The 26,014-nt window shown below is 73.7% G+C and carries 22 protein-coding genes and 1 pseudogene; 10 read left to right on the plus strand and 13 right to left on the minus strand.

The window, feature by feature from the left end; genetic code table 11:
- Positions 1-47 precede the first annotated feature (47 nt).
- Positions 48-1,256, minus strand: coding sequence for a glycosyltransferase (locus tag ACSU6Z_RS00885; RefSeq protein ID WP_437041866.1), 1,209 nt, complete (start codon positions 1,254-1,256; stop codon positions 48-50).
- 166 nt (positions 1,257-1,422) lie between these two features.
- Positions 1,423-2,745 (minus strand): UDP-glucose dehydrogenase family protein, encoded by a 1,323-nt coding sequence (locus tag ACSU6Z_RS00890; protein WP_437041868.1) that lies wholly within the window; start codon positions 2,743-2,745, stop codon positions 1,423-1,425.
- 278 nt (positions 2,746-3,023) lie between these two features.
- Between ACSU6Z_RS00890 and ACSU6Z_RS00895 the strand changes: the two genes are divergently transcribed.
- The 8 genes from ACSU6Z_RS00895 to ACSU6Z_RS00930 all read left to right on the plus strand — a co-directional run bounded on the left by ACSU6Z_RS00895 (position 3,024) and on the right by ACSU6Z_RS00930 (position 13,263).
- Positions 3,024-3,749: a TetR family transcriptional regulator gene (locus ACSU6Z_RS00895; protein ID WP_437041870.1), complete on the plus strand. Its 726-nt coding sequence runs from the start codon at positions 3,024-3,026 to the stop codon at positions 3,747-3,749.
- A 482-nt stretch (positions 3,750-4,231) separates the two neighbouring features.
- The gene (tap, locus tag ACSU6Z_RS00900) at positions 4,232-6,472 is read left to right on the plus strand and encodes a telomere-associated protein Tap (protein WP_437041872.1); all 2,241 of its coding nucleotides are present in this window, start codon (positions 4,232-4,234) and stop codon (positions 6,470-6,472) included.
- A 13-nt stretch (positions 6,473-6,485) separates the two neighbouring features.
- Positions 6,486-7,040, plus strand: a complete 555-nt coding sequence (gene tpg / locus ACSU6Z_RS00905; protein ID WP_437041874.1) for a telomere-protecting terminal protein Tpg — start codon at positions 6,486-6,488, stop codon at positions 7,038-7,040.
- A gap of 417 nt (positions 7,041-7,457) precedes the next feature.
- Complete coding sequence (locus ACSU6Z_RS00910) at positions 7,458-8,873, plus strand: MFS transporter (RefSeq protein WP_437041876.1); 1,416 nt, start codon at positions 7,458-7,460, stop codon at positions 8,871-8,873.
- 502 nt (positions 8,874-9,375) lie between these two features.
- Positions 9,376-10,722 (plus strand): enolase C-terminal domain-like protein, encoded by a 1,347-nt coding sequence (locus ACSU6Z_RS00915; protein ID WP_437041878.1) that lies wholly within the window; start codon positions 9,376-9,378, stop codon positions 10,720-10,722.
- Positions 10,719-11,474 carry an SDR family NAD(P)-dependent oxidoreductase gene (locus ACSU6Z_RS00920; protein ID WP_437041880.1) on the plus strand — a complete coding sequence of 252 codons (756 nt, stop codon included), beginning with the start codon at positions 10,719-10,721 and terminating at the stop codon, positions 11,472-11,474. Before ACSU6Z_RS00915 ends, ACSU6Z_RS00920 begins: the two co-directional genes overlap by 4 nt.
- Positions 11,471-12,427, plus strand: coding sequence for an aldo/keto reductase (locus ACSU6Z_RS00925; RefSeq protein ID WP_437041881.1), 957 nt, complete (start codon positions 11,471-11,473; stop codon positions 12,425-12,427). Before ACSU6Z_RS00920 ends, ACSU6Z_RS00925 begins: the two co-directional genes overlap by 4 nt.
- Positions 12,424-13,263 carry an amidohydrolase family protein gene (locus ACSU6Z_RS00930; protein WP_437041883.1) on the plus strand — a complete coding sequence of 280 codons (840 nt, stop codon included), beginning with the start codon at positions 12,424-12,426 and terminating at the stop codon, positions 13,261-13,263. The genes ACSU6Z_RS00925 and ACSU6Z_RS00930 overlap by 4 nt, the downstream gene beginning before the upstream one ends.
- Before the next feature lie 457 nt (positions 13,264-13,720).
- On the opposite strand, the gene ACSU6Z_RS00935 is transcribed toward ACSU6Z_RS00930, so the two are convergent.
- The 4 genes from ACSU6Z_RS00935 to ACSU6Z_RS00950 form a co-directional block, all read right to left on the minus strand.
- Positions 13,721-14,008 (minus strand): hypothetical protein, encoded by a 288-nt coding sequence (locus ACSU6Z_RS00935; RefSeq protein ID WP_437041885.1) that lies wholly within the window; start codon positions 14,006-14,008, stop codon positions 13,721-13,723.
- Positions 14,009-14,106: 98 nt separating this feature from the next.
- Positions 14,107-14,529, minus strand: a complete 423-nt coding sequence (locus tag ACSU6Z_RS00940) for a hypothetical protein (RefSeq protein WP_437041887.1) — start codon at positions 14,527-14,529, stop codon at positions 14,107-14,109.
- A gap of 644 nt (positions 14,530-15,173) precedes the next feature.
- Positions 15,174-16,031, minus strand: coding sequence for a GNAT family N-acetyltransferase (locus ACSU6Z_RS00945; RefSeq protein WP_437041889.1), 858 nt, complete (start codon positions 16,029-16,031; stop codon positions 15,174-15,176).
- A 349-nt stretch (positions 16,032-16,380) separates the two neighbouring features.
- Positions 16,381-16,536 (minus strand): hypothetical protein, encoded by a 156-nt coding sequence (locus ACSU6Z_RS00950; RefSeq protein ID WP_437041891.1) that lies wholly within the window; start codon positions 16,534-16,536, stop codon positions 16,381-16,383.
- Positions 16,537-16,813: 277 nt separating this feature from the next.
- Here ACSU6Z_RS00950 and ACSU6Z_RS00955 point away from each other — a divergent pair, with 277 nt between their 5' ends.
- Together ACSU6Z_RS00955 and ACSU6Z_RS00960 are read left to right on the plus strand one after the other, a co-directional pair.
- Complete coding sequence (locus tag ACSU6Z_RS00955) at positions 16,814-18,217, plus strand: cytochrome P450 (protein WP_437041893.1); 1,404 nt, start codon at positions 16,814-16,816, stop codon at positions 18,215-18,217.
- A 222-nt stretch (positions 18,218-18,439) separates the two neighbouring features.
- A complete protein-coding gene (locus ACSU6Z_RS00960; protein ID WP_437041895.1) occupies positions 18,440-18,892 on the plus strand; it encodes an MmpS family transport accessory protein in 453 nt (150 codons plus the stop codon).
- Positions 18,893-19,038: 146 nt separating this feature from the next.
- Here the strand turns inward: ACSU6Z_RS00960 and ACSU6Z_RS00965 are convergent, their stop codons facing one another.
- The 7 genes and pseudogenes from ACSU6Z_RS00965 to ACSU6Z_RS00995 form a co-directional block, all read right to left on the minus strand.
- Positions 19,039-19,296: a hypothetical protein gene (locus ACSU6Z_RS00965; RefSeq protein ID WP_437041897.1), complete on the minus strand. Its 258-nt coding sequence runs from the start codon at positions 19,294-19,296 to the stop codon at positions 19,039-19,041.
- Positions 19,297-19,315: 19 nt separating this feature from the next.
- Positions 19,316-20,173 (minus strand): annotated as a pseudogene (locus ACSU6Z_RS00970) (alcohol dehydrogenase catalytic domain-containing protein); the annotation flags it as partial.
- Positions 20,131-20,709, minus strand: coding sequence for a tellurite resistance TerB family protein (locus ACSU6Z_RS00975; protein ID WP_437041900.1), 579 nt, complete (start codon positions 20,707-20,709; stop codon positions 20,131-20,133). The gene ACSU6Z_RS00975 and the pseudogene ACSU6Z_RS00970, both read right to left, overlap by 43 nt.
- Before the next feature lie 179 nt (positions 20,710-20,888).
- On the minus strand, positions 20,889-21,296 hold the full coding sequence (locus tag ACSU6Z_RS00980; RefSeq protein ID WP_437041902.1) for a DUF779 domain-containing protein: 408 nt from the start codon (positions 21,294-21,296) through the stop codon (positions 20,889-20,891).
- Positions 21,296-22,813, minus strand: a complete 1,518-nt coding sequence (gene adh / locus ACSU6Z_RS00985; protein ID WP_437041905.1) for an aldehyde dehydrogenase — start codon at positions 22,811-22,813, stop codon at positions 21,296-21,298. The genes ACSU6Z_RS00980 and adh overlap by 1 nt, the downstream gene beginning before the upstream one ends.
- Before the next feature lie 145 nt (positions 22,814-22,958).
- On the minus strand, positions 22,959-24,197 hold the full coding sequence (locus ACSU6Z_RS00990) for a transcriptional regulator (RefSeq protein WP_437041907.1): 1,239 nt from the start codon (positions 24,195-24,197) through the stop codon (positions 22,959-22,961).
- 344 nt (positions 24,198-24,541) lie between these two features.
- The gene (locus ACSU6Z_RS00995; protein WP_437041909.1) at positions 24,542-25,417 is read right to left on the minus strand and encodes an alpha/beta fold hydrolase; all 876 of its coding nucleotides are present in this window, start codon (positions 25,415-25,417) and stop codon (positions 24,542-24,544) included.
- Positions 25,418-26,014 lie beyond the last annotated feature (597 nt).

The raw sequence follows: 26,014 nt of genomic DNA on the forward strand, positions 1-26,014 counted from the left end.
CGGAGGGGGCCGGGGCCTTGGAGCGGTCCCGCCCGGTGGCCGGCCGGCTAACCGGCGATCTCCTCCAGGTCACCGACGGCGTGTTCGACCTCCGGCAGTGTCAGCATCGCCAGCTGGGCCGCCCGGGCCCGCGCCCGGGGCGCGGGGTCGGCGAGGAGCTTGCGGCACACGTCGGCGATGCCGGCCGCGCTGCGGTCGGTGATGTGGCGGCCCAGGCCCAGTTCCTCCACACGGCCGGCGTTGGCGTGCTGGTCCCCGAAGTGCGGCAGGACCGCCAGTGGCGTGCCGGTGCGCATCGCCTCGCGGATGCTGTTGAAGCCGCCGTGGGTGACGAACAGGTCGACCGTCTCCAGCAGCAGCGGCTGCGGTACGCGCGTGGTGACGTGGACGTGCCCGGGCAGCCCCTCGATGTCCAGCGGTATTCCGGACGTCGACACGACCACCGTGCAGTCGTCCAGCGCCCTCGCCGCCTCCGCGATCGCGCGCAGGCTCTCGGCGGCGTCCGGCAGTTCCACGGGCAGCGGCACGGCCCGGTCCGCCATGCGCGCGCGCACCATCGGCAGGGCGGTGCCTATCGCGGCGTACACCAGCGGCCGGTCCGTGGGCAGTTCGGCGGCCCACTCGGGCAGCGCCTTGCCGCGCTCGACGTCCACCGTCTGCCGGTAGGCCCATGTCCGGGGCAGGTGGCGGGCGAAGGAGAAGGCGGGCGGCACGTAGTCGACGCGGCCGTGCGGTACGACGGACAGCGGGTCGTCCCGCACGGGCAGCCCCAGCTCCTCACGCCGCTCGTTCAGATGCGGCAGCACCTCGGCGGGGTCCAGGATGTTGCTGAACCCGGAGGGTGTCGGCAGCTGCGGTACGCCCAGCAGTTCGGCGGTGAGCACCGCGCTCATGTCCATGCCGTCCCGCAGGATCAGGTCGGGACGGAACTCCCGGGCCAGGGTGAGCAGGGTGTCCAGGTGGGGCTTGACGGCGGGCCCGGCCACGATCCGCAGCATCAGCCGGGTCAGTGCTCCCATCGGATCCGCCGAGTCGGCGGTGTCCTTGAGTTCGGCGAGGTGCCGGCCCATCTCGGCGATCGGGGGGAATTCCGGCAGGGCGGCGGTCACCTGCACGTCGTCGTCACGGAAGAGGGGGGCGAGGTCGTCGGTGGTGACCACCCGCACCTGGTGCCCGGCCTCGGCGAGGGCGCGCAGCAGCGGCAGTTGGGCACGCCCGTGGGAGGGACTGCCGAGCGTGGTGCACAGGACCCGCATGGGATGAGCCTTTCTCTCGGAAACTCTCGGCGGTGAGGAGGGGAACGGGGCCGTCAGGACCACCGAGGCGCAACGGGAGCCGGTCCGCGCGTCCGGCGACCGCATCCCGTCCCGGACGGGGTGCGCCCCCGGGCGCCGGAGGCGGGACTCCGGCCGTCCGCGCGTGTCACGCCGCCCGTGCCGGCGCCGTCACGCGTCCGATGCCCTGCCAGCTCAGTCCGGCCCGGGCGAGCCGGTCCGCGTCCAGCAGGTTGCGGAAGTCGTGGACCTGGTGGCCGTCCATGCGCGCGGCGATCGCCGGCCAGTCGAGGTCTCGCAGCTCCGGCCACTCGGTGAGGACCAGGCAGGCCGCGGCCCCCTCCGCCGCCCGTACCGGGTCGTCGCAGAGGTCGACCAGGTCGCTCAGGTCGAAACGCTCCTCGCGCAGCGCCGGGTCGTAGGCGGTGAGTTCGGCGCCCCGCTCGCGCAGCAGCCGGGCGACGGCGAGCGCGGGCGAGTCGCGCAGGTCGGAGGTACCGGCCTTGAAGGTCAGACCGTACAGGGCGAGCCGTACACCGTGCAGCGAGCCGGCCTCGCCGCGTCCGCACGCGGCGACGACGCGCTCGACGAGCCGGCGCTGGTGGGTGACGTTGGTCTCGATGGTGGCGCGCAGCAGCGGGAAGTCGGCCCCGGACCGGTCGCACATGGTCAGCAGGGCGTGGGTGTCCTTGGGCAGGCAGGAGCCGCCCCAGCCGGGCCCGGGCCGCAGGAACGCGGAGCCGATGCGCGGATCGCGCCCGATGCCCTCGGTGACGTCGGCGATGTCGGCGCCGAAGCGCTCGCAGAGGGTGGCGAGGTTGTTGGCGAAGGACAGCTTCATCGCGAGGAAGAAGTTGGCCGCGTACTTGGTCAGTTCGGCGCTGCCGGGGTCGGTGAGCACCAGCGGCGCGTCCAGTGCGCTGTACAGGCCGGCCACGCGCCGGGCGGCGTCCCGGTCGGCGGCACCGATCACGATCCGGTCGGGGTGGAGGAAGTCGTGGACGGCGTGGCCCTCGCGCAGGAACTCCGGGTTGCTCACCACGGCCACGTCCGCCCGGCCGAGCAGCGCGGCGACACGTTCGCAGGTGCCGACCGGCACGGTCGACTTGTTGACGACGACGCAGCCGGGCGGCAGCACGTCGCGGATCTGCCCGGCGACGGCCTCCACGGCGGCGAGATCGGCGGCGCCGCCCGCGCCCATGGGCGTGGGCAGGCACAGGAAGACCACTTCGGCCCCGGCGACGGCGGCCGCGGTGTCGCCGGTGAAGTCCAGCCGGGCCGCGTCCAGGGCGTCCCGGACGGTCTCGGGCAGACCGGGCTCCAGGATGTCCACCCGGGCCTCACGCAGCCGCTCGACCTTGTGCGGATCGGTGTCCGCGCACACCACGGAGTGGCCGAGGGAGGCCAGGCAGGCACCGGTGGTCAGACCGACGTAACCGGTTCCGATCACGGCAACGCGTCGAGCGGACAAAGAGGATCACCTTTTCCGGTCGGTGGAGGTGCCCGCGTGCGGCGGTTCCGGGTGCGCGGTGGGGCGCCGCACGGGCGGGCCTGGGAGGGCCGGCTTCGTCGTGCGGCCCCGGGGCGACGAGGACTCGGGTCATCAACTGTCGATCTTCTCCAGATATGGCATGCGGTGCGAACGGAAGTCAACGAGCAATGACATGGGTCGGTGACTTTGAGACAGCCGCCGCAGCCTGGAGTATGGGCCGATGACGGAAGGGCCGTGGACGACGGAGGTGCGGTGACGTGACGGGAGTGCAGGACGGCGGGGCCTCGAAGGCGGCGGCCCGGCGGCCCGTCCACCGGCGCTCGGCCTCGGCGACGCGCACCGCGCTCAGGGCCGCCGCGGCCTTTCGCTTCGGCAAGTACGGCTACGAGGGCACCAGCGTGCGCGACATCGCGGGCGACGTGGGCGTGGACGCCGCTCTCGTCTACCGCTACTTTGGCTCGAAGGAAGCGCTGTTCAACGACGTGGCGGACGCCGGCAAGATATTCGAACCGCTGCTGGAGGAACCGGTCGAGGCGATCCCGGACTGGTTCTGCGCGCTGCTGCTGGGAACGCCGCGAGAGGGCGACTTCCCGCATCCGGTGCTGTCCGTCCTGCGGTCCTCCGGCCGGGACGAGGCGGTGGAGCGGCTGCGGGCGGATTTCACGGAGGTGTTCTCCAAGCGCCTGGCCACCCGCCTCGGCGGCCCCGACGCCGATCTGCGGGCGGAGCTCCTGATGGCCTGGATGCTCGGCACCAGCCTGATGCGCACGGAGATCCGTCCCCCCGCCCTGTCCGCGGCGCCGGACGCCACGCTGGAGCGGTATCTGCGGGCGGGGATCGAGGTTCTGCTGGGACCGGCGCCGCACCACGACGACCGGGCGGCCGGAACCGGGGACGGAGGACGCGCCGGCGAGGACCGGCCCGAAGCGGCAGCGGACGGTCCCGACGGGCCCGCGGGGACGAGGCCCCCCGCGGTGCGATAGGTGCCACTAGGACCGTCCTCGGGTGTGGGAGCGAGTCGAGCCGGGCGCACGATTCCTGCCCGCGGTTCCCCGCGGACGTGCCCGCCGGGGCCTCGGGTGGTCCCCCATCCGCCGGCCCGGCGGTCCGGGGGAGCCTTCCGGCGGGCGCGGGCGGGGCGACGCCGAGCGGTCGGGCCGGGAAGCGCGAGGCGTCGCGGAGGCCCTCGAAACATGCCATGACCGTCGGCGGTGGCCGCTTCACGGCCGGCACGCCGGAACCGTCTCCCCTCGGCCCCGGGCACCGGGAGATCACCAGCCGCCTCCCCGACCCGCTGTGCCTGGATCCGCACGGGGCCGGGGTCTCCTCGCTCCGGATCGGAGGTGCGCAGGACGCTCGTCAAGCAGGTGAGTCCATTACCACGGACGCTTTTCGTACGTTGAACAAACGCCCAAAGTGCGGGATCCGTACGCTCCTTGGGATAGAGTGGAGACGGAGGTCCTCTATGTCCGAGCTGTTCGATGCAGTGGACGCGCTGGTCGCGTCCCGGTCCCCGCTGCCGCCGCCGGAAGAGCGCAAGCGCCTGCGCCAGGCCCACGCCCTCACCCTGGACGAGGTGGCCGCCGCCCTGGACGTGCGGCGGGCCACCGTCAGCGGCTGGGAGTCGGGCAGGACCGAGCCACGCCCGCCGGAACGGGAGGCGTACGCGCGTCTGCTCAAGCAGCTCGCGCAGCTCTACCCCGCCACCGACACCCCGCAGGACGACGTCTCCGCCCCGCAGCAGTCCACCGGCCCGGCACCCGCGGCACGGCCGGCGACCGCGGGCGAGACGTCGGGGGCCTCGGCCGCGACGACGCCCCGCACCGCCCCGCCCCCTCGCCCCGAGGCCGTTCACTCACCGGCCGGCGCGTCACGTCCGGCGCGTGCCGTCCGGCCGTCGCCCCCCGCGCGCCGTCCGGGCGCGAGGAAGGCCGCCCCGGCCCGCACGCCCGCACCCGCGCCGGGAGAGGCGTACGCGCACGGCCCGCTGCTCGTCCTCGACGCCGACGCCGACAGGAACGTGACCGGTTACGGCGTCGGCGGCCTGGTCCTGGACGTCCCCGCCAAGTCGCTGCCCGCCCTGGTGGAATGGACCCTCGCGGAGGCGCGGCTCGGAGCGGAGAGGCTGCACGGCTGCGGGAAGGACGCCGATCCGCTGCTGGTGCTCACCGAGGCGGCGTGCGAGCGCTACGGCCTGCCCGTGGAGTTGTCCGCGTCCGAGCGGCTCGCCGGGCGGCTCCCGGAGGGGCACAAGGTCCTCAAGCAGCTCCAGCGCGCGAACTGGCAGCTCACCCGGCGGGGGCTGGGGCCGTGGGCGCGGATCTACCGTCCCGCCCAGGGCGGCCGCCGGCAGTGCGTGCAGTTGTGCATCCCCTCCTGGCACGCCCTCGACGACCGCGCCTGGGGCCATGCCGCGCAGCTGGAACCGGCCGAACTCGCCCGGGTGCTGGGCGTGTACGCGATGCGGGTGATGACACCGGTCGGCTCAACGGCCGTCACCGGCCTGGAGCTGATGACCGCGCTCAACCCGCCGACCCGCGCGAGCGAGCCGGACGCCACCGGCCGGCGGCATGCCGAACACCGGCCCGGCTCGCTGGGAACGGAGCCGATGGACCCGGCGCCGTGCGAGGCCACCGACGGGCACCCCGTCCTGGCGGACCTGCCCCGGTTCCATGTGCGCGGCCCCGCCGAGAAACTGTTCGAGGAGGCGTACGACTGGGCGCGGGACCTGACCGATGCCGAGTGCATGCGGCGCTACCTGGTCGGCCTGGATGTGAACCTGGCGTTCGGCGCGGCTGCCAACGGCGCGGTCGTCGGCCTGTCCTCGCCGCCCGTGCACGTCACCAGCCCCCCGTTCGATCCGGCGCTGCCCGGCTCCTGGCTGGTCGACCTCTCCCACGTCGACCTGTCCCGGGTGAGGGTCGGCAAGCAGTGGCGCGAGCTGGACGGCGCGTTGCTGCCCAGCCCGTTCACGCCGACCGGTGAGCGCCCCGCGGGCCCGGCCTGGTACGCCACTCCGACCGTCGCCTACGCCGTCGAGCTCGGCTACGACGTCGCCCCGCTCCAGGCCTGGGTGCGTCCCGAGGCCGGCCGGTTCCTGGACGGCTGGTACAAGCGGCTGCGCGACGCCTATGTCGCCACGATGGCGGATCTGGGCGTGGCGGAGAAGCTGGCCCCGCGGGAGTTCCTGAAGGCGATGGAGGGCTACAGGCAGCGTGACCCCGAGATGGCGATCGTCCTGGACGCCGTGAAGATGACCGTCAAGGGCGGCATCGGCAAGCTGCAGGAGAAGGCGCGCGGCGGCGGCTGGAAGCCGGGGCAGTCCTGGCCCGCCCTCGCCCGGCCGACCTGGCGTCCGGACATCCGTGCCACCGTCATCTCCCGCGCCCGGATCAACATGCACCGCAAGATGCTCCACCTGGCGGCGGCCACCGGCCGCTATCCGGTCGCGGTCCTGTCCGACTGCGCCGTGTACGCCGCCGACGGCCCCAGCCCCTTGGACGTCCTCCCCCACGACGCCGACGGCAGGACCGTGCCGGGCAGCTTCCGCCTGGGGGTGTCACCCGGGATGGTCAAGCACGAGGGCACCCAGAGCGTGCTGTGGGGCGCGGACGTGCTCGAACAGCTCGGCCAGGACGGGAAGGTCGCCAACCTCGCCCGCTACATCAAGACCGGTGAGGTCACCGCCAAGGACGGCGGAGAGTAGGAGGATCACGACGATGGTCACGGTCGGGGAAGGGCTCGAAAAGGCGGTGCAGGACACGTTCACCCGTCCCGCTCCCAAATCCGCCGGCGCGCAGATGCGTTACCTGGTCAGACAGCTCAAGAGCACGAGGGCCGCCGCCGAACTGCTCGGGGTGTCCCAGCGCCAGGTGGAACGCTATGTGGCCGGACGGGCCAAGAGGCCCCGTCCTGAGCTGGCGGCCCGGCTGGAGGCCGAGGTGAGGAAGCGATGGCAGCCGAAGGTCCGGGCCAGGGCGAAGCGGGCCGCGGCCACCACCGGCGGCATCATGATCGACACCCGTGCCCGGTTCGGTTTCACCGCCGCCCCCGGAACGACCGATGACGCCCGGCCGCGCCATCTCACCCTGGCCCTGCCTCCCCACCACGCCGCCCGCCTCTTCCAGGCCCAGGAGCAGGGAGCCGGCGAGGACCTGCTCCGCCGGATCGCCGCCGAAGCCCTCGGGGAGGTCTACTTCCGCGACAACGGCCGCCGCGCCCACGGCCTGGAGGTGGAGTTCACCGACCTCGAACACCTCGAGTTCGAGCTGTAGAAGTCCGGTGCGGGTCTCCCGGGTCCGGGCGGCCCTGCCGTGAGGTGAGCGGACCGACCGCCGCACGCCCACGCCCACGGCAGCCGCGGCCGGCGGTCCCCGCGCCCGCCGGCCGCACCGCGCACGGGCAGTCCGCCCGCGAACAGGACCGGACCCGTGCGGGTTCCGGCGGGGAGACCGCGTCGGTCCACCCGCCTCCCGGCGGTGCCGACAGGTCCGCGGGCATCGCCACCGAGTGCCGAGCGGGGCCGGGACCCACATGCGGCGTCTCACATGATGGTATGCACTTTCCGGGAAATAAGATGCTTGAGATCGTTGCGGTGCCCGTACAATCCGCACGGTCCTTCGGCGAGGGGGACGTGTGCGGAGGTCCGGGCCCTCGGTGACCGATCCCCACCTCGCGCGAAAGACCGAGCAATGCCCGCACCAGCCACCGGCTCAACCCAGACACCCGCCAATCCGCGGTCCCGGGTCCTCATCGCCAGCCTCATGGGCACGACGATCGAGTTCTACGACTTCTACATCTACGCGACCGCCGCCGTTCTGGTCTTCCCCTCCCTCTTCTTCCCGAGCAGCGACCCGACCACGGCGCTGCTGTCGTCGTTCGCGGTCTTCGGCGCCGCGATGGTCGCCCGCCCGGTCGGAGCCGTCTTCTTCGGACACCTCGGCGACCGGCTCGGCCGCAAGCGGACGCTGGTGGTCTCGCTGCTGACCATGGGGATCGCCACGTTCCTCATCGGTGTCCTGCCCACCTACGCGCAGGCCGGCTGGATCGCCACCGCACTGCTCGTCCTGATGCGGCTCGCGCAGGGCTTCGCGCTCGGCGGCGAGTGGAGCGGTGCCGCGCTGGTCGCCACCGAGAACGCCCCCAGCGGCAAGCGCGCCCTGTACGGCACCTTCCCGCAGCTGGGCGCCCCGCTCGGCTTCATCATCGGCAACGGCCTGTTCCTGATCATCGGAGCGCTGCTGCCGTCCGCGGCGGGAGCCGATCCCACGCAGCCCTCGGACGCCTTCGTCAGCTGGGGCTGGCGCATCCCGTTCCTGTTCTCCGCCGTGATGGTCGCGATCGGCCTGTGGGTGCGGTCGCGGCTCGTGGAGTCGGCGGTCTTCTCCAAGACCCGCGAGGCCGGGAAGGTGCAGAAACTGCCGCTGGCCACCGTGGTCCAGGGCCACTGGAAGCAGCTGATCCTGGGCACTTTCATCATGCTGGCCACGTACGTGCTCTTCTACCTGATGACCACGTTCTCGCTGAGCTACGGACGCGCCGCGAAGGACGCCGCCGTGCCCGGTCTGGGCTACGGCTACACCACGTTCGTCCTGATGATGATCTTCGGGGTGCTGTTCTTCGCCGTGTTCACCCTCGTCTCCGGCCCGCTCGCCGACAAGTACGGGCGGCGCACCACCCTGATCTGGATCACCGTCGCGATCGTGGTCTTCGGGCTGGTCTGGGTGCCCCTGATCGGTCTGGGCACGCTCGGCGTGGTGCTGTGGCTCGTGCTCGGCTTCACGCTGATGGGCATGACGTTCGGCCCGATGGGCGCGCTCCTGCCCGAGCTCTTCCCCACGAGCGTGCGCTACACCGGATCGGGCATCTCGTACAACGTCAGCTCGATCCTCGGGGCGGCCGTCGCCCCGTTCATCGCGGTGGCGCTGTGGGAGGCCGGTGACGGCTCGCCGTGGCTGGTCGGCGTCTACCTCTCCGCGATGGCGGTGCTGACGCTGGCCGCGCTCCTCCTCGGCAAGGAGACCAAGGACATCTCCCTGGACGACGGCGAGGCCGCCGCCTCCGCCGGCGACGGCGCCCGCGCCGCGGTCGCCTCCCCCGCCTCCTGATCCGGCCGGCGCTCGCCACCGCCGGGTACCGCGTTCCTGGTGGTGGCGGTCGGGGAAGGGCGGCCCCGGCCGGGCCGGGTTCGGCGGGGCCCGGCCCGACCGCCGACGCACGCCACGCCCTCGGGCCTGGCCGACCGGGAGACGTGCTCGACGACCCCGCAGGGGATGCCGGGCACGCCCCGGCACGGGACCGCCGCGGCCCTCCCGGCACCGTCGTCCACCCGCTCCCCGGCGACCCGGCGGGCGTGAATCCCGACCCACGGCGGGCACACCCCCACAGGCGGGAACGGTCGGCGACACGGGGCCGGCGCGACGACGGCCGCGGCACGCGTCGCTTTCACGTCCTGGCTCCCGGTCCCTCCGGTACGCCGCGTTCCAGCCACCGAGGTGGCCCTGCCCGTGCCGGTCACAAAGCCGCGGCATCACGCCCGAGGGGTGTTCCCGCAGGCGAGTGGTCTGATAAGCATGCCGATGCCGCCGTCCCGGACCGAAAGGGGCTTCCGTGTCCCCGCCCCCCGCCCGCGTCATCGCCCTCGAGACGTACGACATCCGCTTTCCGACCTCGCGCGAGCTGGACGGCTCGGACGCGATGAACCCGGACCCCGACTACTCGGCCGCCTACGTCGTGCTGCGCACCGACGCCGCCGACGCGCCCGAGGGCCACGGGTTCGCCTTCACCATCGGGCGGGGCAACGACGTGCAGGTCGCGGCGATCGAGGCACTGCGCGGACACGTGGTGGGCCGCTCGGTCGACGTGCTGTGCGCCGACCCCGCGTCCTTGTACCGGGACCTGACCGGTGACAGCCAACTGCGCTGGCTGGGCCCGGAGAAGGGGGTGGCGCACATGGCGGTCGGCGCGGTCGTCAACGCCGTCTGGGACCTCGCCGCCCGGCGCGCCCGCAAGCCGCTGTGGCGCCTGCTGGCCGACGCCGAACCGGAGTGGCTGGTCGGGCAGGCCGACTTCCGGTACCTCACCGACGTCCTCACGCCCGAGGACGCGCTGGACCTGCTGCGGCGCGGCCGGGAGGGCGCCGACGAGCGCCGGGCCCGCCTGCTGGAGCGCGGCTACCCGGCCTATACCACCTCCCCCGGCTGGCTCGGCTACGACGACGCCAAGCTGACCCGGCTCGCCCGCCGGGCCGTCGCCGACGGCTTCACCCAGATCAAGCTGAAGGTCGGTGCCGACCTCGACGACGACATCCGCCGCTGCCGCACCGCCCGCGCGGCCGTCGGCCCGAACGTCCGCCTGGCCGTGGACGCCAACCAGCGCTGGGACGTGCCGGAGGCGATCCGCTGGACCACCGCGCTCGCCGCGTTCGACCCGTACTGGATCGAGGAGCCCACCAGTCCGGACGACATCCTCGGCCACGCGGCGATCCGCCGGGCCGTCGCCCCGGTGAAGGTCGCCACCGGCGAGCACGCCCAGAACCGCGTCGTGGTCAAGCAACTCCTCCAGGCCGGTGCCGTCGACGTCCTCCAGCTCGACGCGGCCCGCGTCGGCGGGGTCAACGAGAACCTGGCGATCCTGCTGCTGGCCGCCCGTTTCGGCGTGCCGGTCTGCCCGCACGCGGGCGGCGTCGGCCTGTGCGAGCTCGTCCAGCACCTGGCGATGTTCGACTACCTGGCGGTCTGCGGCACCACCGAGGACCGGGTGATCGAGTACGTCGACCACCTCCACGACCACTTCCTCGACCCGGTGGTCGTCCAAGACGGGCACTACACCGCCCCCTCCGCGCCCGGCTTCTCCGCCGCCCTGCGCCCGGAGTCGATCGCGCGGTACACGTACCCCGGCGGCACCTTCTGGGCCGCCGACCTCGCCGAGCGCACACGGAAGGAGCGGACGGCATGAACGACTTCGAGGGCCTGCGGGCCCTGGTGACGGGCGGCGCCTCCGGCATCGGCCAGGCCACCGCCGAACTGCTGGCCGAGCGCGGTGCCAGGGTCGCCGTCGTCGACCTGGACCCCGCCACGGTCGGCGAGCCGCTGCTCGCCTACCGCGCCGACGTCGGCGACGACCCCTCCGTACGCCGGGCCGTGGCGGCCGCCGCCGGCGACCTCGGCGGGCTGGACGTCCTGGTCAACAACGCGGGCGTCGGCGCCCGGGGCACCGTCGAGGACAACGACGACGCCGAGTGGCACCGCGTCCTCGACGTCAACGTCCTCGGCATGGTCCGCACCACCCGCGCCGCCCTGCCGCACCTGCGCCGCTCCGCCCACGCCGCGATCGTCAACACCTGCTCCGTCGCGGCCACCGCCGGCCTGCCGCAGCGCGCCCTCTACAGCGCGACCAAGGGCGCCGTGTACTCCCTGACCCTGGCCATGGCCGCCGACCACGTCCGCGAGGGCATCCGCGTCAACTGCGTCAACCCCGGGACCGTCGACACCCCCTGGGTCGGGCGTCTCCTCGAAGCCGCCGACGACCCGGCCGCCGAGCGTGCCGCCCTGGAGGCCCGCCAGCCCACCGGGCGCCTGGTCGGCGCGGCGGAGGTCGCGGGCGCCATCGCCTACTTGGCCAGTCCCCTGTCCGGCGCCACCACCGGCACCGCGCTCGCCGTCGACGGCGGCATGCAGGGCCTGCGGCTGCGCCCGGCGGCCCGGTGACCGCCCTCGCCTTCGGCGCCTCCGGCATCGGCAACCTCTACACCGAGGTGACCGACGAGCAGGCGCACGCCGCCGTCACCGCCGCCTGGCGCCAGGGCATCCGCGCCTTCGACACCGCGCCGCACTACGGCCTCGGCCTGTCCGAGCGCCGCCTCGGCGCCGCCCTGCGCGAACACCCGCGTGACGCGTACACCGTCTCCACCAAGGTGGGCCGCCGCCTGGAACCCGCCGACGGCTCCGGCGACGACCTCGCGCACGGCTTCGCGGTCCGGGCCACCCACCGCCGCGTATGGGACTTCTCCGCCGACGGCATCCGCCGGACCCTCGACGCCAGCCTCCGCCGGCTGGGCCTGGACCGGGTCGACACCGTCTACCTCCACGACCCCGACGACCACGCCGAGCAGGCCTTCCGGGAGGGCTATCCGGCGCTGGAGCGGCTGCGCGCGGAAGGCGTGGTCGGGCGGATCGGCGCGGGCATGAACCAGACCGCCCTGCTCACCCGGTTCGTCCGCGACACCGACGTGGACGTGGTGCTGTGCGCCGGCCGCTACACCCTGCTCGACCAGAGCGCCCTCGCCGACCTCCTGCCCGCCGCCGAGGAACGCGGCACGGAAGTCGTCCTCGGTGGCGCCTTCAACTCCGGCCTGCTCGCCGACCCGGGACCGGCGGCCACCTACGACTACCGGCGAGCTCCCCGGGAGCTGGTCGGCCGCGCCCTGCGCCTGAAGGAGGCCGCCGAACGCCACGGCACCACCCTGCGCGCCGCCGCCCTCGCCTTCTGCGCCGCGCACCCGGCCGTCACCGAAGTCCTCGTCGGCGCCCGCTCGGCGGCCGAGGTCGACGATTGCGCCGCGCAGTTCCGCACCCCCGTACCGGAGGCGTTCTGGCGGGAGCTGCGGGCGGCCGGCCTGCTGCCCGCCGACGCCCCCCTGCCCGGCGGGGACCGGCCGTGATCGTCGACGCCCACCACCACGTCTGGGACCTGTCCGTACGCGACCAGGACTGGATCAGCGGCCCCGCGCTCGCGCCGTTGCGCCGGAACTTCACCCTCGACGATCTGTGCCCCCGGGCGCGCGCCGCCGGAGTCGGCCGCACGGTGCTCGTCCAGACGGTCATCGTGCCCGAGGAGACCCCCGAGTTCCTGGCCCTCGCCGACCGTCACGAGCTGGTCGGGGCAGTCGTCGGCTGGACCGACCTCACCCGGCCCGGCGTCGCCGGCGAACTCGCCCGGCTGCTCGCCCTCCCCGGCGGCCGGCACCTCAAGGGCATCCGCCACCAGGTGCAGGCCGAATCCGATCCGGAATGGCTGCTGCGTCCGCAGGTACGGCGCGGCCTGGCCGCCGTCGCGGACGCCGGGCTCGTCTACGACCTCGTGGTACGGCCCCACCAGCTGCCCGCCTGCCTCCGGGCCGCCGCCGAGCACCCGGGGCTCACCTTCGTCCTCGACCACCTCGGCAAACCCCCCGTCGCCTCCGGCGCGACCGAGCCGTGGGCGGGTGCCGTCCGCGCGCTGGCCGCGCTGCCCAACACTGTCTGCAAGCTGTCGGGGCTGGTCACCGAGGCCGACCCCGCCTCCTGGACGGTCCGCGACCTGCGGCCGTACGCCGACGTGGTCCTCGACGCGTTCGGGCCGCACCGGCTGATGTTCGGCTCCGACTGGCCGGTGTGCACCCTCGCGGCACCCTACGGCGAGGTGGTGGCCGTGGCCGCCGAGCTGACCGCCGGCCTGAGCGAGCCCGAGCGCGCCGAGGTCTTCCGCGCGACCGCCACCCGCGTCTACGGCCTGTGAACCGTCCCGGCCGGGTGGCGAAGGCGCGCCTCCCGTGGGTCTGCTGCGCCCCGGGGTCGACGGCGCCGGGTGGTGCCTGCGCGTACACGTACCCGGCGGCGCCGCGCGGACTCAGCGGCTCCGGGACGAAGCCGAAGGGGTGGGTTTCTTCTCGTCCGGGACAGGCCGCGGCGGCCACCACGCACGGGAGGAGCCGATCCGGCAGTCGGCCGGAGCGAACCCCGCCGACTGCCACGGCTGTCCGCCCGAGAAGACCGCTGTCCGGATGCGCCCCCGAACCGCTGCCGCAGCCGCTCGGGGACACGGGCCGTGCTCATCGATCGGTGAACACGACCCGATGAACTGCCGCTCCCGATCCGTGAGTCGTGCTCGCGTCGCGCAGGAGGACCCACCTCTCCGGCCTTGCCACGAGGTCCAAGCCCGAACTGTCACCGTCCGCCTTCGGGCCGAACCAAGCTCAGCCGAGACCGCGATGGGCGGCCCACAACACCCCGGCGCGGCTGGCGGCGTCAGCGATCAGGGCCGCCAGTTCGGGTTTGTCGGGGACGGGGAACGAGACGTACGCGCCGCGACCGCCACCGACCGGCCGGCCGTAGGCCTTGGCGGCGAGGTGGCCGTCCGGGAGGAGCCGGACGTTGAGTGTGGTCAGTGTGAACACTTCACCGCGCCGGGTATCCGTCCAGCGAAGCGTCTGCGGGATCGTGACGTTGATCGCCAGGGCACTCACTTCCAGGTCGCTGCTCATGGACGGATGATCCCACGCACGTCCCCGCGGGCGGCCACCGTCGTGAAAACGGTGGAACGCCCTTTCGCGGCGGGCGTCCCGGGACCGCGCGCACGCGGCTACGACCGCGTCGCCGCCGGTACGAGGCGGGACAGCCTGACCTTCTCGTGAGGGCGGACGGCCGCCTGCGCGTCGAGTGTCCAGCCGTGCGGCCCCGCGATCTCCAACAGGCCGCGCACCCCGAGGCACCGGTACAGGTGCGCGGCGACGTCCGTCGTGCGCCGATCGCTCCTCTGCTTCCGGAGCAGCTTCTCCACCCGTCCCCGGTGGAAGGCGGGGTCCTCCTCGTGCCGCAGCTCGCCCCACGTCATCCACCAGCGCGGCCGCGCGGGGAAGGGATCGAGGGCCCGGACCGCCGCTTTCTCCACCGGGCGTTCGAGGAAGGGAAGGATCCCGCAGACGAGTTCCATCACCAGCGCGCAGGCCACGAGGAGCGCCACGACGACCGCCCACAGCACCACGTGGAACGGGAAGTGCAGCACCGTCAGGACGAAGCGGATCCGCCGTCCCGCCCTCGAACGCGGTGGACGGGGCTCCCACGCGCCGGACAGCCCCGCCGGCGGTGCGGCGGGCTGGTGGAGGGGCGAGTGTCCTGGATCAGGGGGCGAGGACTGGGAGTAGGGCTGTCGCTGCCAGGCGGACGGAGGCGCCTGGTGCGGGTACGAGGGGTGCGCTGGGCCCGGGTGCCCGGCCTGACGGTGCGGGCCGGACTGCCCGTACGGCCCGCTCTGCTCGTACCAGGGCTGCGGAGATGACGATGACACCATGCCACCCAACCATCAGTACGGGAGCGTGGCAAAGTCCCGTCCCCCGGCAACCCCGAGCCGTACGGCCCCTGTTCGCGGCGTTCGCCTGCGCGCGGGCGGGAAACGAGGCCGTGCGAGACCCGCTCGATCCGCCGGAGGGCTTTCGGGGACATGGCAATGTGGTGCTCCGGGACGATCGTCCGCGCCGGTTCGGTGTGCGTGACGCCGCGCACGCGTGTGATCGCACCGTCCTCGCCGATCCGGCGGCACGCCCACCCGATGCCGTGATCGTTCATGGCCGGGGGGCGTGCCCGGGGCCGCTGACGACCGGTGGGCCGCCCGTGACCGCTCGGGCTCCTCCAGCCCTGTGCGCGTCCTGCTCAGTAGAGGACCGAGGGCAGGTACGCCCCGGCGGGCTCGGAGTAGAGGCCGATGCTCATCAGGCTCATCAGCTGCACCACCTGGAGACCGTTGGCCAGACACCACTGCAGCAGCAGAGTGTTCCTGGCGGGAACGAGGATGCCGGGACCGCCGAAAGCCGGTGCCGAGGCGATCAGAGCCTGGAGGTCCGCGGTGGTCTCGGCCACGGCGTGCGCGAAGAACGCCAGGTCCGTGGCGTAACCGGTGAGCCGCCCCGCACGTTCGACGACGCGGGCCGTGCCCTGTTCGAGCGCGTCGGCGACTTCGCCGCCGCGGTCCGCGCCGTGGACCCGCCGGCACAGTTCGTTGCAAGCGGCGAGGTCCGCACCGGTGGCCTCCCGTACGGGAAACCCGGTCGTCGCGCGCAGGACCGCCGGCCCCTGCATACAGGCGACCGTCTCCCGGAAGACGAACCCCAGGCTCGTGTACAACGAGAACGACCTGTTGTGATACCCGCTCTGCAGCAGCCGGATCCCCGGCGCCCCGCGCTCGACGGCCCGGTCCATCACGTCCCGCATCAGCCGGCGGCCCACACCCCGGTTCTGCACGGCGGGATCGATGGTGATCGGCCCGACCCCGACGACCGGTGAGCGCTCGTCGAGGAAGTTGCTCCCCACGACCCGTCCGTCGAGCTCGGCGACGACGCTGTAGAACGCCGGGTGGGCCAGTCCCGCCCCGATCAACGCCACACCGACCTCGGAGCTGGGCACATCGGGCGGGAAAGCGTGCTCGCGGGCGATCCCGGCGAAGGCTTCGAAGCAGATCCTCCCGCACTCCGCGGCATCGTCCGCGGTACCCGGACGCAGTACGAGACCCACGGTCGGTCACCTCCTCGGCCCCGCTCGGACAGGGGATCACTCCCTCTCCCCATGCTTCACCCTCCAGGCGAAAGGCGCATACGCGCTCCGGTGCTCCGGCATAGACCCTCCCCCGGCCCGGGATGCCCGGGGAAGGGCAGGACGGACCAGCCCCCGGGAAATTGCGGCGTCCCGGCGGACGGCGCGCCGACAGGACCGCCGATGGCCCGCGGGGCCACTCGCGGCACACGGTCTCGCCGAGGACTCCCACGACCGCCCGTGCGTCGTCCTCACCCACCGGGGTGAGGACGCGACGGGCGGCGGTTCCGGCGGGCCCCCGGGCGGTTCGCCACCGCGGCCGACCCGTGCCTCACACGTCGAGGTCCGCGTACAGCGCGCCGTGGTCGGAGGCCTGGGTCGTCCTCGACGTCACCGTCGGGAACGAGTCGAAGGTGTGGGGCGCCCAGATTCCCCGCCGCTCCACCTCCACCGCCCGGACCGCCTCGAACAGGCCCGGCGAGGACATCGGACGACCGCACGCGGGACCGAGGCCGTCGGTGTCGATCCCGCCCGGGCGTCCAAGGCGTCCGGGCGGCGGCCGCCCCCGGGGCCGGGCCAGGGGCCGCGGCCCGGTGCCGCGCGGCACCGGATCGCCGGGCCGGTGCCTCGTGCGTCACGGGCACCGGCGCTTCCGCCCTCGGACCGCCGGGTGCCTGCCCGCCCTCCGACGGGAACACCGTGGCGCAGACCACGCTTCCCGCCGGATTACGCGGGGGAAGGACCAGGGAAGCCATAGGGCGCCCATGATCGATTCGAAGGGAGCCCTCGTGACGCTCGTAGCGCCTCCCCCCATACCCAGGGCGGCGGGATCGCTTCCGCTGCTGGGTCACGCGATACAGCTCATGCGCGACAACCTCGGCTTCATCGCCTCGCTGAGGCGCGACTACGGCCCGCTGGTCGAGATCACCCTCCAGCCGGGCACCCGCACCGTCATCGTCCAGGACCCCGACCTCATCCGCACCATGCTCGTCGACCTCGGTCCCGGTCTGGACAAGGGCCGTTTCTTCGAGAAGATGGGCCAGTTGCTCGGCGACTCCGTCGTCACCGCCGCCGGGCAGGATCACGTCCGCAAACGCCGTCAGCTCCAACCCGCCTTCGCCCGCGCGGAGATCGCCCGCTACGTCGACGTCATGCGCGACGAGGTCACCGCGGCCGTCGACGGCTGGAGACCCGGCCAGACCCTCGACGTGCGGGAGGCGATGGTCAAACTCTCCCTCGACATGCTCGCCAAGACCGTGTTCGCCGGCAGCCTCGACGACGCCACCTTCCGCCGTCTGCGGCGCGACCTGTCGGTCGTGATGAACGGCGTCGGCGCCCGCATCATGCTGCCCGACTGGGCGGAGAGGCTGCCCCTGCCCTTCAACCGCCGCTTCGACCGGGCCCGGAACGCGGTACGCTCCACCGTCCAGCGGGCCGTCGACGAACTCCAGGCCTCCGGGCACGACACCGGCGACATGCTCTCCCTGCTGCTGCGCGCCACGGACGAGAGGACGGGCCGGCCGCTGACCGGGCACCAGATCTGCTCCGAGATCCTCACCCTGGCCGTGGCCGGCACCGAGACCACCGCCTCCGTACTGTCGTGGCTCCTGTACGAACTCGCCCGCCACCCCCGGATCGAGGCACGCGTCCTGGCCGAACTCGACGAGGTCCTGGGCGACAGGCCGGTCACCTTCGAGGACGTCACCCGGCTCCCGTACCTGCGGCGCGTCATCGACGAGACGCTGCGGCTGCACCACACCGGCTGGCTCGTCACCCGGCGGACCGTCACCGATACGCGCCTGGGCCCCTGGACGCTGCCCGCCGGCACCGAACTCGCGTACTGCCAGCACGCCCTCCACCGCGACCCCGCCCTGTTTCCCCGCCCGGAGGTCTTCGACCCCGACCGCTGGCTGGACAGCGAGCAGCCGCCTCCCTCCGGGGCGTTCCTCCCCTTCGGCGCGGGCAAGCACAAGTGCATCGGCGACCGGTTCGCGCTGACCGAACTGGTCACCGCCATCGCGACGATCGTCCGCCGGGTACGGCTCGACCTGCGGGGGCAGTCCGTGCGCCCGGTGGCCCGGGCCACGGTACGCCCCCGGACCCTGCTGATGACCGTACGGCCCCGGAAGGAGACGGCCGACCGCGCCGTCACGCCCGCGGCGAACTGATCCGCGGGACGGCTTCCCCGGCCGTGCCCCGGACCGCGCGGTCCGCACGGCCGGCCGGGAGCGCCCCGGTGCCGGACCGGCCGGCGCCTTCGCGCCGGCCCTCACCCGCGGTGCGACCACACCGGCCAGAGGTGCCACACCGGCTGGCGACAAGTTGACTTGACCCCGTCTTTACTGTTGTCTGCGCATGCACAGTCCGCGTGACCTGGGGGGTCGTCCCGTATGAACCGCATCAGCCGCTCCGTCGCCTCCGCGCTCGTCGCGAGCGGCCTCGTCCTCGGCCTCGGCGCCTGCTCCGGCATCGCCGACGAGGCCACCAAGCAGGTCGAGGAAGAGGTGAACAAGGAAGTCGACAAGCAGATCAACGAGGAGTACCAGGTCACGTACGAGGTGACCGGCGACGAGGTCGACTCGATCGAGTACAACGCGGGCGGCGGCGACGCGGCCGCTCCCAAACTGGAGTCGGTGCAGAACCCCACGCTGCCGTGGAAGAAGACGGTGACGCTGCGCGGCATCGAGGCGCCGACCGTCATGCCGGTGGCCGTGAACCTCACCGACGACTCCGGAAAGCTCTCCTGCAAGATCGTGTACGAGGGCAAGGCCATCGCCGAGAAGTCCGGCGCGGGCGCGGTCCAGGTCGCCGGCTGCGTCGCCGTCTCGCCGATCGTCGGCTGATCCGGACGTGCGGGCGGCGGTCCGACCGGCCCGCCGCCCGCACCCCGCCGTTCGCACCGTCCCCTTCGCCGTGGCCGGTGCGGCGTGCGGCGACGGCCGGGAGCGCGCCTGCGTCGGCCACCCGGGCGACGACCGGTACCGGAGCGTCAGCCCAGCCCCGGGACCAACAGCACCTTGCGGGCATCCCCGGTGAGTAGATCGATCGCCTCGTCGACCTGGCCGAGTCGCAGTCGGTGCGTGATCAGCCAGTCCAGGTCCAGGCGACCGGAGTTCAGCAGGAGCAGCGTCTGCTCCCAGGTTTCCCACAGGCGGCGGCCGAAGATGCCGCGCGGCGTGATGCCTCGCTTGTTGATCTGGGCAGCGACGTCGATCGCCACCGGCCGGCCCGGGTGTCCCACGGTCACGACCGTGCCCTCTCGCCGCACGGCGTCGAAGAGAGGGGGGAAGTACGGAGGGTGCTCCGGAGCATTCGAAGGCCACGTCGGCACCTCCGCGGTGGCCGCTCAGTTCACGGCTGCGTTCGGCGACCCCGTCCCCGGGTTCCATCGTGATCACTCCGAACCGCTCGGCCTCGGCGCGACGGCAGGGATTCGGCTCGATCACGATCACGTAGGCGGCGCCCATGAGCGATGCCGGTCGCGCGACGACCATGCCCACCGGCCCGGCGCCGCTGACCGGAACGCCGCGGCCGGCCACCGAGCAGCCGGCTCGCTGAACGGCGTGTACCGCCACCCCGGCCGACTCCAGCAGTGCGCCGGTCTCCAGGGGCACACCGTCGGGAAGGGGGACGCAGATGCGGTGCGGCACGGCGACGCGTTCGGCGAAGACCCCGCCGAAGCGCATGCCGAGGATCTGCGTGTGATCGCAGGTGTGGGCGTCCCCGGTCCGGCATGCGAAGCACCGGCCGCACGGCAGGTGGCTTTCCAGCGCCACGCGGTCACCGCCGCGCAGGTTGTCCACCGCGGCGCCCACCTCGACGATGGTGCCCGCGGCCTCGTGGCCGAGGACCACGGGGAGGCCCGGGCCGGCCAGGAGCCTGCCAGGTCGCGATCGGCCGGACCGGAGCGGCTGCAGTCGCCCGGCCTTTGCCCGAAGAGCGGTGACTGCCCCCGGCCGGGCGGGCCGGGCGGGTGCCGCTCGGCACCTCCCCGCGTCCCCGGCGGTGCGCCGCCCGGCCCGGGAAGACGCGCCCGGGCGGCGCGGACGGCGGTCGCGGTGCGTGCGCCGTGAACGGTCGCTCAGACGCCGAACTCCGCCGGCGACAGGCCGAGGGCGGCGCAGGCGTCGCGGACCGCGGCCTGCTCCGAGGGCCCGAAGTACCCGTCGGCACCGGCGACGACGATGCCGGTCTGGACGACCGCGCGGGCCTCCACCGGCTTCTTGGCCGCCTTGGCGATCTCCCGCAGCGCCTCGGCCCTGCCCGTGGGGAAGTCGGCGAGGAGCCGGTCGATGTGCTGGTTGAACCTCTGCCGGAGCTGATCGGCCGGGAAGTTCCGCAAGACCTCGTTGGAGACGATGAGTTCCTCCACGCGCTGCCGCTCCGCCGGCTCCACCGATCCGTCCGCCGCGGCGACCAGGGCGCACATCGCCATGCCGGCGTCCCGGTAGGCACCGCTCTTGAGCTCGGTCCGCGCCGAGGCCAGCTGGGACTTCAGCAGGCCGATCAGCTGGGCCTTGGAACCCGTGGAGGCACCCGGTCCCCGGCCGTGCCCGCCGCCGGGTCCCGGTCCGGCGGCGCCGTGCCCCCCTGCCGCCCGGGCGCTCTGGGCCTGCTGGAGATTCTTGGCCTGGTCCTTGAGCCGGTCCCACATCGCCACTGGTGCACCTCTGTCTCTGCCGCTGCCCGTCAGGCCCCGGTCCTCGTCCCGCTGTTCGCGGTCCCTCGGGTGAACGGCCGTCGCGGCGGCATGGTTCCCGTACGCGGAAAGGGGTGGGCGCCCGGCTGCGCGCCCACCCCCTCCCCTGCCGCCGCCGTCCGCTCCGCGGCACCGCACGGTCAGGCGGTCTCCCGGCCGTCCCCCCTCGGCAGCGGCGGCTCCGCGTCCACCCGCTGCCGCTCCTCATCGGTGAGCAACCGCGACCGGAGCAGGAAACGCACGCCGTCGGGGGCTTCGAGGGAGAAGCCGCCGCCCCGGCCCGGAACCACGTCGACGGTGAGATGGGTGTGCCGCCAGCGGGCGTACTGATCGGCGCTCATCCAGAACGGCGTGTCACCGGCGACGTGGCCGAGCAGGACGTCCGAGCCGCCGGCCCGGAACTCGCCGCGCGGGTAGCACATGGGGGCGCTGCCGTCGCAGCAGCCGCCCGACTGGTGGAACATCACCGGCCCGTGCCGTCGCGTCAGGCTGCGTACCAGTTCCTCGGCGGCCCCGGTCAGCTCCACCCGCGTCACCCGCGCGGCCATCAGAAGAACCCGAGCTTCTGCGGCGCGTAGCTCACCAGCAGGTTCTTCGTCTGCTGGTAGTGGTCCAGCATCATCTTGTGGGTCTCGCGGCCGATGCCGGACTTCTTGTAGCCGCCGAAGGCCGCGTGCGCGGGGTAGGCGTGGTAGCAGTTGGTCCACACCCGTCCGGCCTTGATCGCGCGGCCGAGCCGGTAGGCGGTGTTCCCGTCCCGGGTCCACACACCGGCGCCGAGGCCGTACAGCGTGTCGTTGGCGATCTCGACGGCCTCGTCCACCGAGTCGTACATCGTCACCGACACGACCGGGCCGAAGATCTCCTCCTGGAAGATCCGCATGTCGTTGGTGCCCCGGAAGATGGTCGGCTCGATGTAGTAACCGCCGTCGAGGCCGCTGACCGTGCGCGGGTTGCCGCCGGTGAGGAGGTCGGCGCCCTCCTTCCTGCCGATGTCGATGTAGGAGAGGATCTTCTCGTACTGGTCGTTGCTCGCCTGCGCCCCGATCATGGTGGCCGGGTCGAGCGGGTTCCCGCCGGTGATGGCCTCGGTGCGGGCGACGCAGCGCGCCATGAAGTCGTCGTAGATCGAGGAGTGGACCAGGGCGCGGGAGGGGCAGGTGCACACCTCGCCCTGGTTCAGCGCGAACATCACGAAGCCCTCGACCGCCTTGTCCAGGAAGTCGTCGTCGGCGGCGGCCACGTCCGGCAGGAAGATGTTCGGGCTCTTGCCGCCCAGTTCCAGTGTGACGGGGATGATGTTCTCGCTCGCGTACTGCATGATCAGGCGGCCGGTCGTGGTCTCGCCGGTGAAGGCCACCTTGGCGACGCGCGGGCTGGAGGCGAGGGGCTTGCCGGCCTCCACCCCGAAGCCGTTGACGACGTTGACCACGCCCGGCGGGAGCAGGTCGGCGATCAGGTCGATCACCAGCAGCAGGCTGGCCGGGGTCTGCTCGGCCGGTTTGATGACCACGCAGTTGCCCGCGGCGAGGGCGGGGGCGAGCTTCCACGCGGCCATCAGGACGGGGAAGTTCCACGGGATGATCTGGCCGACCACGCCCAGCGGCTCGTGGAAGTGGTAGGCGACCGTGTCCGCGTCGATCTCGGCGATGCTGCCCTCCTGCCCGCGCACCACGCCCGCGAAGTAGCGGAAGTGGTCCACGGCGAGCGGGATGTCGGCGGCCAGGGTCTCGCGTACGGGTTTGCCGTTCTCCCAGGTCTCGGCCACGGCGATCTTCTCGAGGTTCTCCTCCATCCGGTCCGCGATGCGGTTCAGCACCCGGGCGCGCTCGGCGGCGGACGTGCGGCCCCACCGGGGGGCGGCGGCGTGGGCGGCGTCCAGCGCGCGTTCGACGTCGGCGGCGGAGGAACGGGCGACCTCGCAGAAGACCTCGCCGGTCACCGGCGAGGGGTTGTCGAAGTAGCGGCCCTCGGCGGGGGCGACCCAGTCCCCGCCGATGAAGTTGTCGTAGCGGCGGGCGAAGTCGACGATGCTGCCGTCGGTCCCGGGCTGCGCGTACACCATGGCGGCTCTCCTCGGAGGATGACGAGTGCGGTGGCACGGCGGCCGGTCCGGGCCGCCGCGACGCGGTTCACTGTGCCGACGCGAGGTTGGCGTGAGGTTGGCGTGAGGTCGGCGCGGCGCCGGCCGGCGGACGTCGGGCCGGATCTCAGTCGTTCAGGGCGGTGCGCAGCCGGCCGACCACGATCGGGCGGCGCGGGTCGCCGGGAGGGAGCAGGCGCAGCGCGTGTTCGTGCACTTCGGCGTCGTACGGGGCGCAGGCGCCGTAGCGCAGGGCGTGTTCGGGCCGGGGTCCGGCCAGCACCGCCTCCCGTACGGCGACTTCCAGCCGGGCCCGCCACTCGACGAGGCCCGGTGCCTCGGAGCGGGGCAGCAGCGGTCCCCGGTAGTGGCGCAGGGCGGTGGTGAGGTCGCCCTGTTCCAGGGCGCGCAGGACGTCGGCGGCGTCGCAGGAGACCGGGAGGGTCAGCGCGTAGCGGCGGGGGGCGATGCCGCCGCCGAGGGCGCGCCGCAGGTGGGAGATCTCGGCCTTGAAGGTGGACGCGGTCACGGGCCGGTCGCCGTAGAGGGCCTCGCGCAGGCGTTCGGGCGTGTAGCCGCGCGGCTCCAGGGCGAGCAGCGTGAGGATCTCCAGCTGACGCGGGCGCAGGGGCAGCGCGGCGCCGTCGCGTTCGGCCCGCCCGGTGCCCAGGCAGGTGAGCCGTACCGGGCCGGGCGCGGCCGCGCCGGGCCGGGTGGGGGACTCGGTTCGCAGCCTGCCCTCGATGGCGGTGACCAGCGAACGCACGGTGGACATGGCCAGCGGGTGCGAGCGGTCCCAGGTGGTGGACAGGTCCAGCACGCCCAGGACGCGGCCGTCGGGGCCGCGCACCGGCGCGCAGTAGCAGACCCAGCCGTGCAGCGCCGTCACGAGGTGCTCGGCGGAGAAGACGGTGCTGGGGCGGCCGGTGCGCAGGGCGAGGGACAGGGCGTTGGTCCCCATGGCGGACTCGTCCCAGCGGCCTCCCGGCGCGAAGTTGACCCGCTCGGCACGGTGTCGCATGGTCCGCCCGCCGCAGGTCCACAGGATGGTGCCGGACTCGTCGGTGACGGCGGTGACGAACCCGGCGTCGTGGGCGATGCTGTGCAGTTCGCCCGCCAGGTCGTGGACCGGCCGGCGCAGCGGGGAGGCGGCCCACCGCTCGGACACCGTCCGGCCGCCGCAGGCCGGCGCGCTGTCCCGTGCGGGGTCCACGCTGCCGAGGGACCGTGCCCACGAGGCGGTGACCTCCGGCCGCAGCGCTCCGCCGCACGGCGAGACGGTGGCCGTCCTCAGCCGCGGCACCCAGCGGGACCACTCGTCCTCCAGGGCGGCCCTGCGCCGTCGGAGGTCACTGCGCTGTGACATCTCTTCCCCTGCCGTCGTCCGGGGACCGCCGCCGGTGGTTCCCCGCGGGGGCCGTCCGGCCGGCCGGACGGGCGATGCCGCCGCGGGCGGTGAGGAGCACACCGGGGCCGGCCCGCCCGCCTGTTTCGGGCCGACGACAGAGTTATCTGTCACGCGGTGGTCAAAAGCAAGCGTGCGGTGAGGGTCCGTCGGTGGCCGGCCGGGGCGTCCCGTTCCGGCAAGGGGGGCGTCCCGTTCCGGCAGGGGCCGTCCCCACCGGTCCACCGCCCAGGGCCCGGCCCCCGGGCGCGCCGGGGACCAGCCCGGTGAGCCGGGGAGCCGGGGCTCCACCGGCCCCGCGGCCGTCAGCCCGTTTCCCGGGCGTGCCGCAGGAGGGACCGCAGGATGGGGCGGGCCCGCGTCCACAGGACGGCGCCGCCGGTGGCGGGGACGACGTGGCGCACGGCACCCGGTATGCGGGACGTCAGGGTGCGCCCCCGGTCCGGTGAGTGGGTGCGGTCCTGCGCGCCGTACCAGACGTCCACGGGCACGGTGACGGCCGAGAGGTCGATGTCCCACCGCCCCATGGCGAGGACGGTGTCGCGGGCGTATCCCCCGGCGCCCTGCGCGAAGGCTTCCTCGAGCGCGGTGCGGTAGGCGGCGGCGAAGCGTTCCTCCCGGTACACGGCCAGGTCCACGGCCGGGCTGCCGGCCATGACCATGTCCCACATGGCCTGCGGGGTGAAGCCCGTGAACACCTCCTCGGCGGCGCCCGGGTCGGTCCGGATCAGCTCCACCAGGCACCGCAGGTCCGGGGGCAGCGCCGGGGCGAAGTGCGGGGCGGCGACCTCGTCGGCACCCGCGACCACCGCCAGGGCGCCGGCCACCCCGGCCGCGGCGCAGGCCAGGGCGAACGGGGCGCCCTGGGAGTTGCCGACGACCGCGGGCCTGCCCAGGCCCCGGTGCCCGGCGAACAGGCGGACGTCCTCGGCGAAGTCCGCGAGCGTACGTCGCGGTGCCGGGGTGGAGACGCCGAGGCCCGGCCGGTCCAGGGAGATCAGCCGTACCCCGAGTTCGGTCACGGCCTGTCCGCCGAAGCCGAGGTGACGGCTGGTGGCGGCTCCCGGGCAGAGCAGGACGGGGACGCCGTCCGGCGGGCCCCACTCCGCCCAGCCCAGGCGCCTGCCGTCGGGCAGGTGGTGCTCGCCGGTGCGTGCGGGAGGGAGGACGAAGGTTTCCATGCCGGTCATGATGCCGCCGCCGGCCGTGCCGCTCGGCGGCTTTTTGCCGATGCCGGCCGATGGGGCCGCGGACGAGGTGCCGCTGTCCGATCAGGAGGACGACGGTCACGGGCAGAGCGGCGATCGTCGGACCCGCGAAGCGAGGGCCGGGGCGGCGTGGAGGGTGTGGTTCGGCCGTCACCGCGCGCCGCCTGATCGCCGCGGGCCACCGCCGGATCGGTCCCGTCGGCCTGGTGGGGACCGGGGAGGAGGACCCGGGGGCCCGCCACCGCGGGGGCGTGCCGCACGCCAGCCCCTCACCACCCGCCGCCCGCACCTCACGGTCCGCCCCCGCACGCCCGCGGCACGACCGCCGTCCCGGTCCGCTCCCGGGTGCGGACCGGGACGGCGGTGACCGCGGCCCGCCGAGCGCGGTGAGGCTTCCGTAACGGCTCGTTCACGGCAGGCGGGACTTCCGGGTAACGAGCACTTCCTACGGTGTCCCGCCATGGGCGCACAACCGTATACACCGCCGTTCGCACGCTTGTCCGCACGCGCGGCACCGGGGTGCCGCGCGCGACGGAAGGGGTGCGCGCGGCAGCCGCGCACCGGTCCGCC

Source organism: Streptomyces sp. enrichment culture, from assembly GCF_964273145.1.
In the GTDB taxonomy this organism is placed as follows: domain Bacteria; phylum Actinomycetota; class Actinomycetes; order Streptomycetales; family Streptomycetaceae; genus Streptomyces.

What these genes read in the sequence shown, in the direction of transcription:
- ACSU6Z_RS00885 (WP_437041866.1), bottom strand. Translation starts at nt 1,256, where the DNA reads ATGCGGGTCCTGTGCACCACGCTCGGCAGTCCCTCCCACGGGCGTGCC.
- tap (WP_437041872.1), top strand. Translation starts at nt 4,232, where the DNA reads ATGTCCGAGCTGTTCGATGCAGTGGACGCGCTGGTCGCGTCCCGGTCC.
- tpg (WP_437041874.1), top strand. Translation starts at nt 6,486, where the DNA reads ATGGTCACGGTCGGGGAAGGGCTCGAAAAGGCGGTGCAGGACACGTTC.
- ACSU6Z_RS00910 (WP_437041876.1), top strand. Translation starts at nt 7,458, where the DNA reads ATGCCCGCACCAGCCACCGGCTCAACCCAGACACCCGCCAATCCGCGG.
- ACSU6Z_RS00920 (WP_437041880.1), top strand. Translation starts at nt 10,719, where the DNA reads ATGAACGACTTCGAGGGCCTGCGGGCCCTGGTGACGGGCGGCGCCTCC.
- ACSU6Z_RS00935 (WP_437041885.1), bottom strand. Translation starts at nt 14,008, where the DNA reads ATGAGCAGCGACCTGGAAGTGAGTGCCCTGGCGATCAACGTCACGATC.
- ACSU6Z_RS00950 (WP_437041891.1), bottom strand. Translation starts at nt 16,536, where the DNA reads ATGTCCTCGCCGGGCCTGTTCGAGGCGGTCCGGGCGGTGGAGGTGGAG.
- ACSU6Z_RS00955 (WP_437041893.1), top strand. Translation starts at nt 16,814, where the DNA reads ATGATCGATTCGAAGGGAGCCCTCGTGACGCTCGTAGCGCCTCCCCCC.
- ACSU6Z_RS00960 (WP_437041895.1), top strand. Translation starts at nt 18,440, where the DNA reads ATGAACCGCATCAGCCGCTCCGTCGCCTCCGCGCTCGTCGCGAGCGGC.
- ACSU6Z_RS00980 (WP_437041902.1), bottom strand. Translation starts at nt 21,296, where the DNA reads ATGGCCGCGCGGGTGACGCGGGTGGAGCTGACCGGGGCCGCCGAGGAA.
- adh (WP_437041905.1), bottom strand. Translation starts at nt 22,813, where the DNA reads ATGGTGTACGCGCAGCCCGGGACCGACGGCAGCATCGTCGACTTCGCC.
- ACSU6Z_RS00990 (WP_437041907.1), bottom strand. Translation starts at nt 24,197, where the DNA reads ATGTCACAGCGCAGTGACCTCCGACGGCGCAGGGCCGCCCTGGAGGAC.
- ACSU6Z_RS00995 (WP_437041909.1), bottom strand. Translation starts at nt 25,417, where the DNA reads ATGGAAACCTTCGTCCTCCCTCCCGCACGCACCGGCGAGCACCACCTG.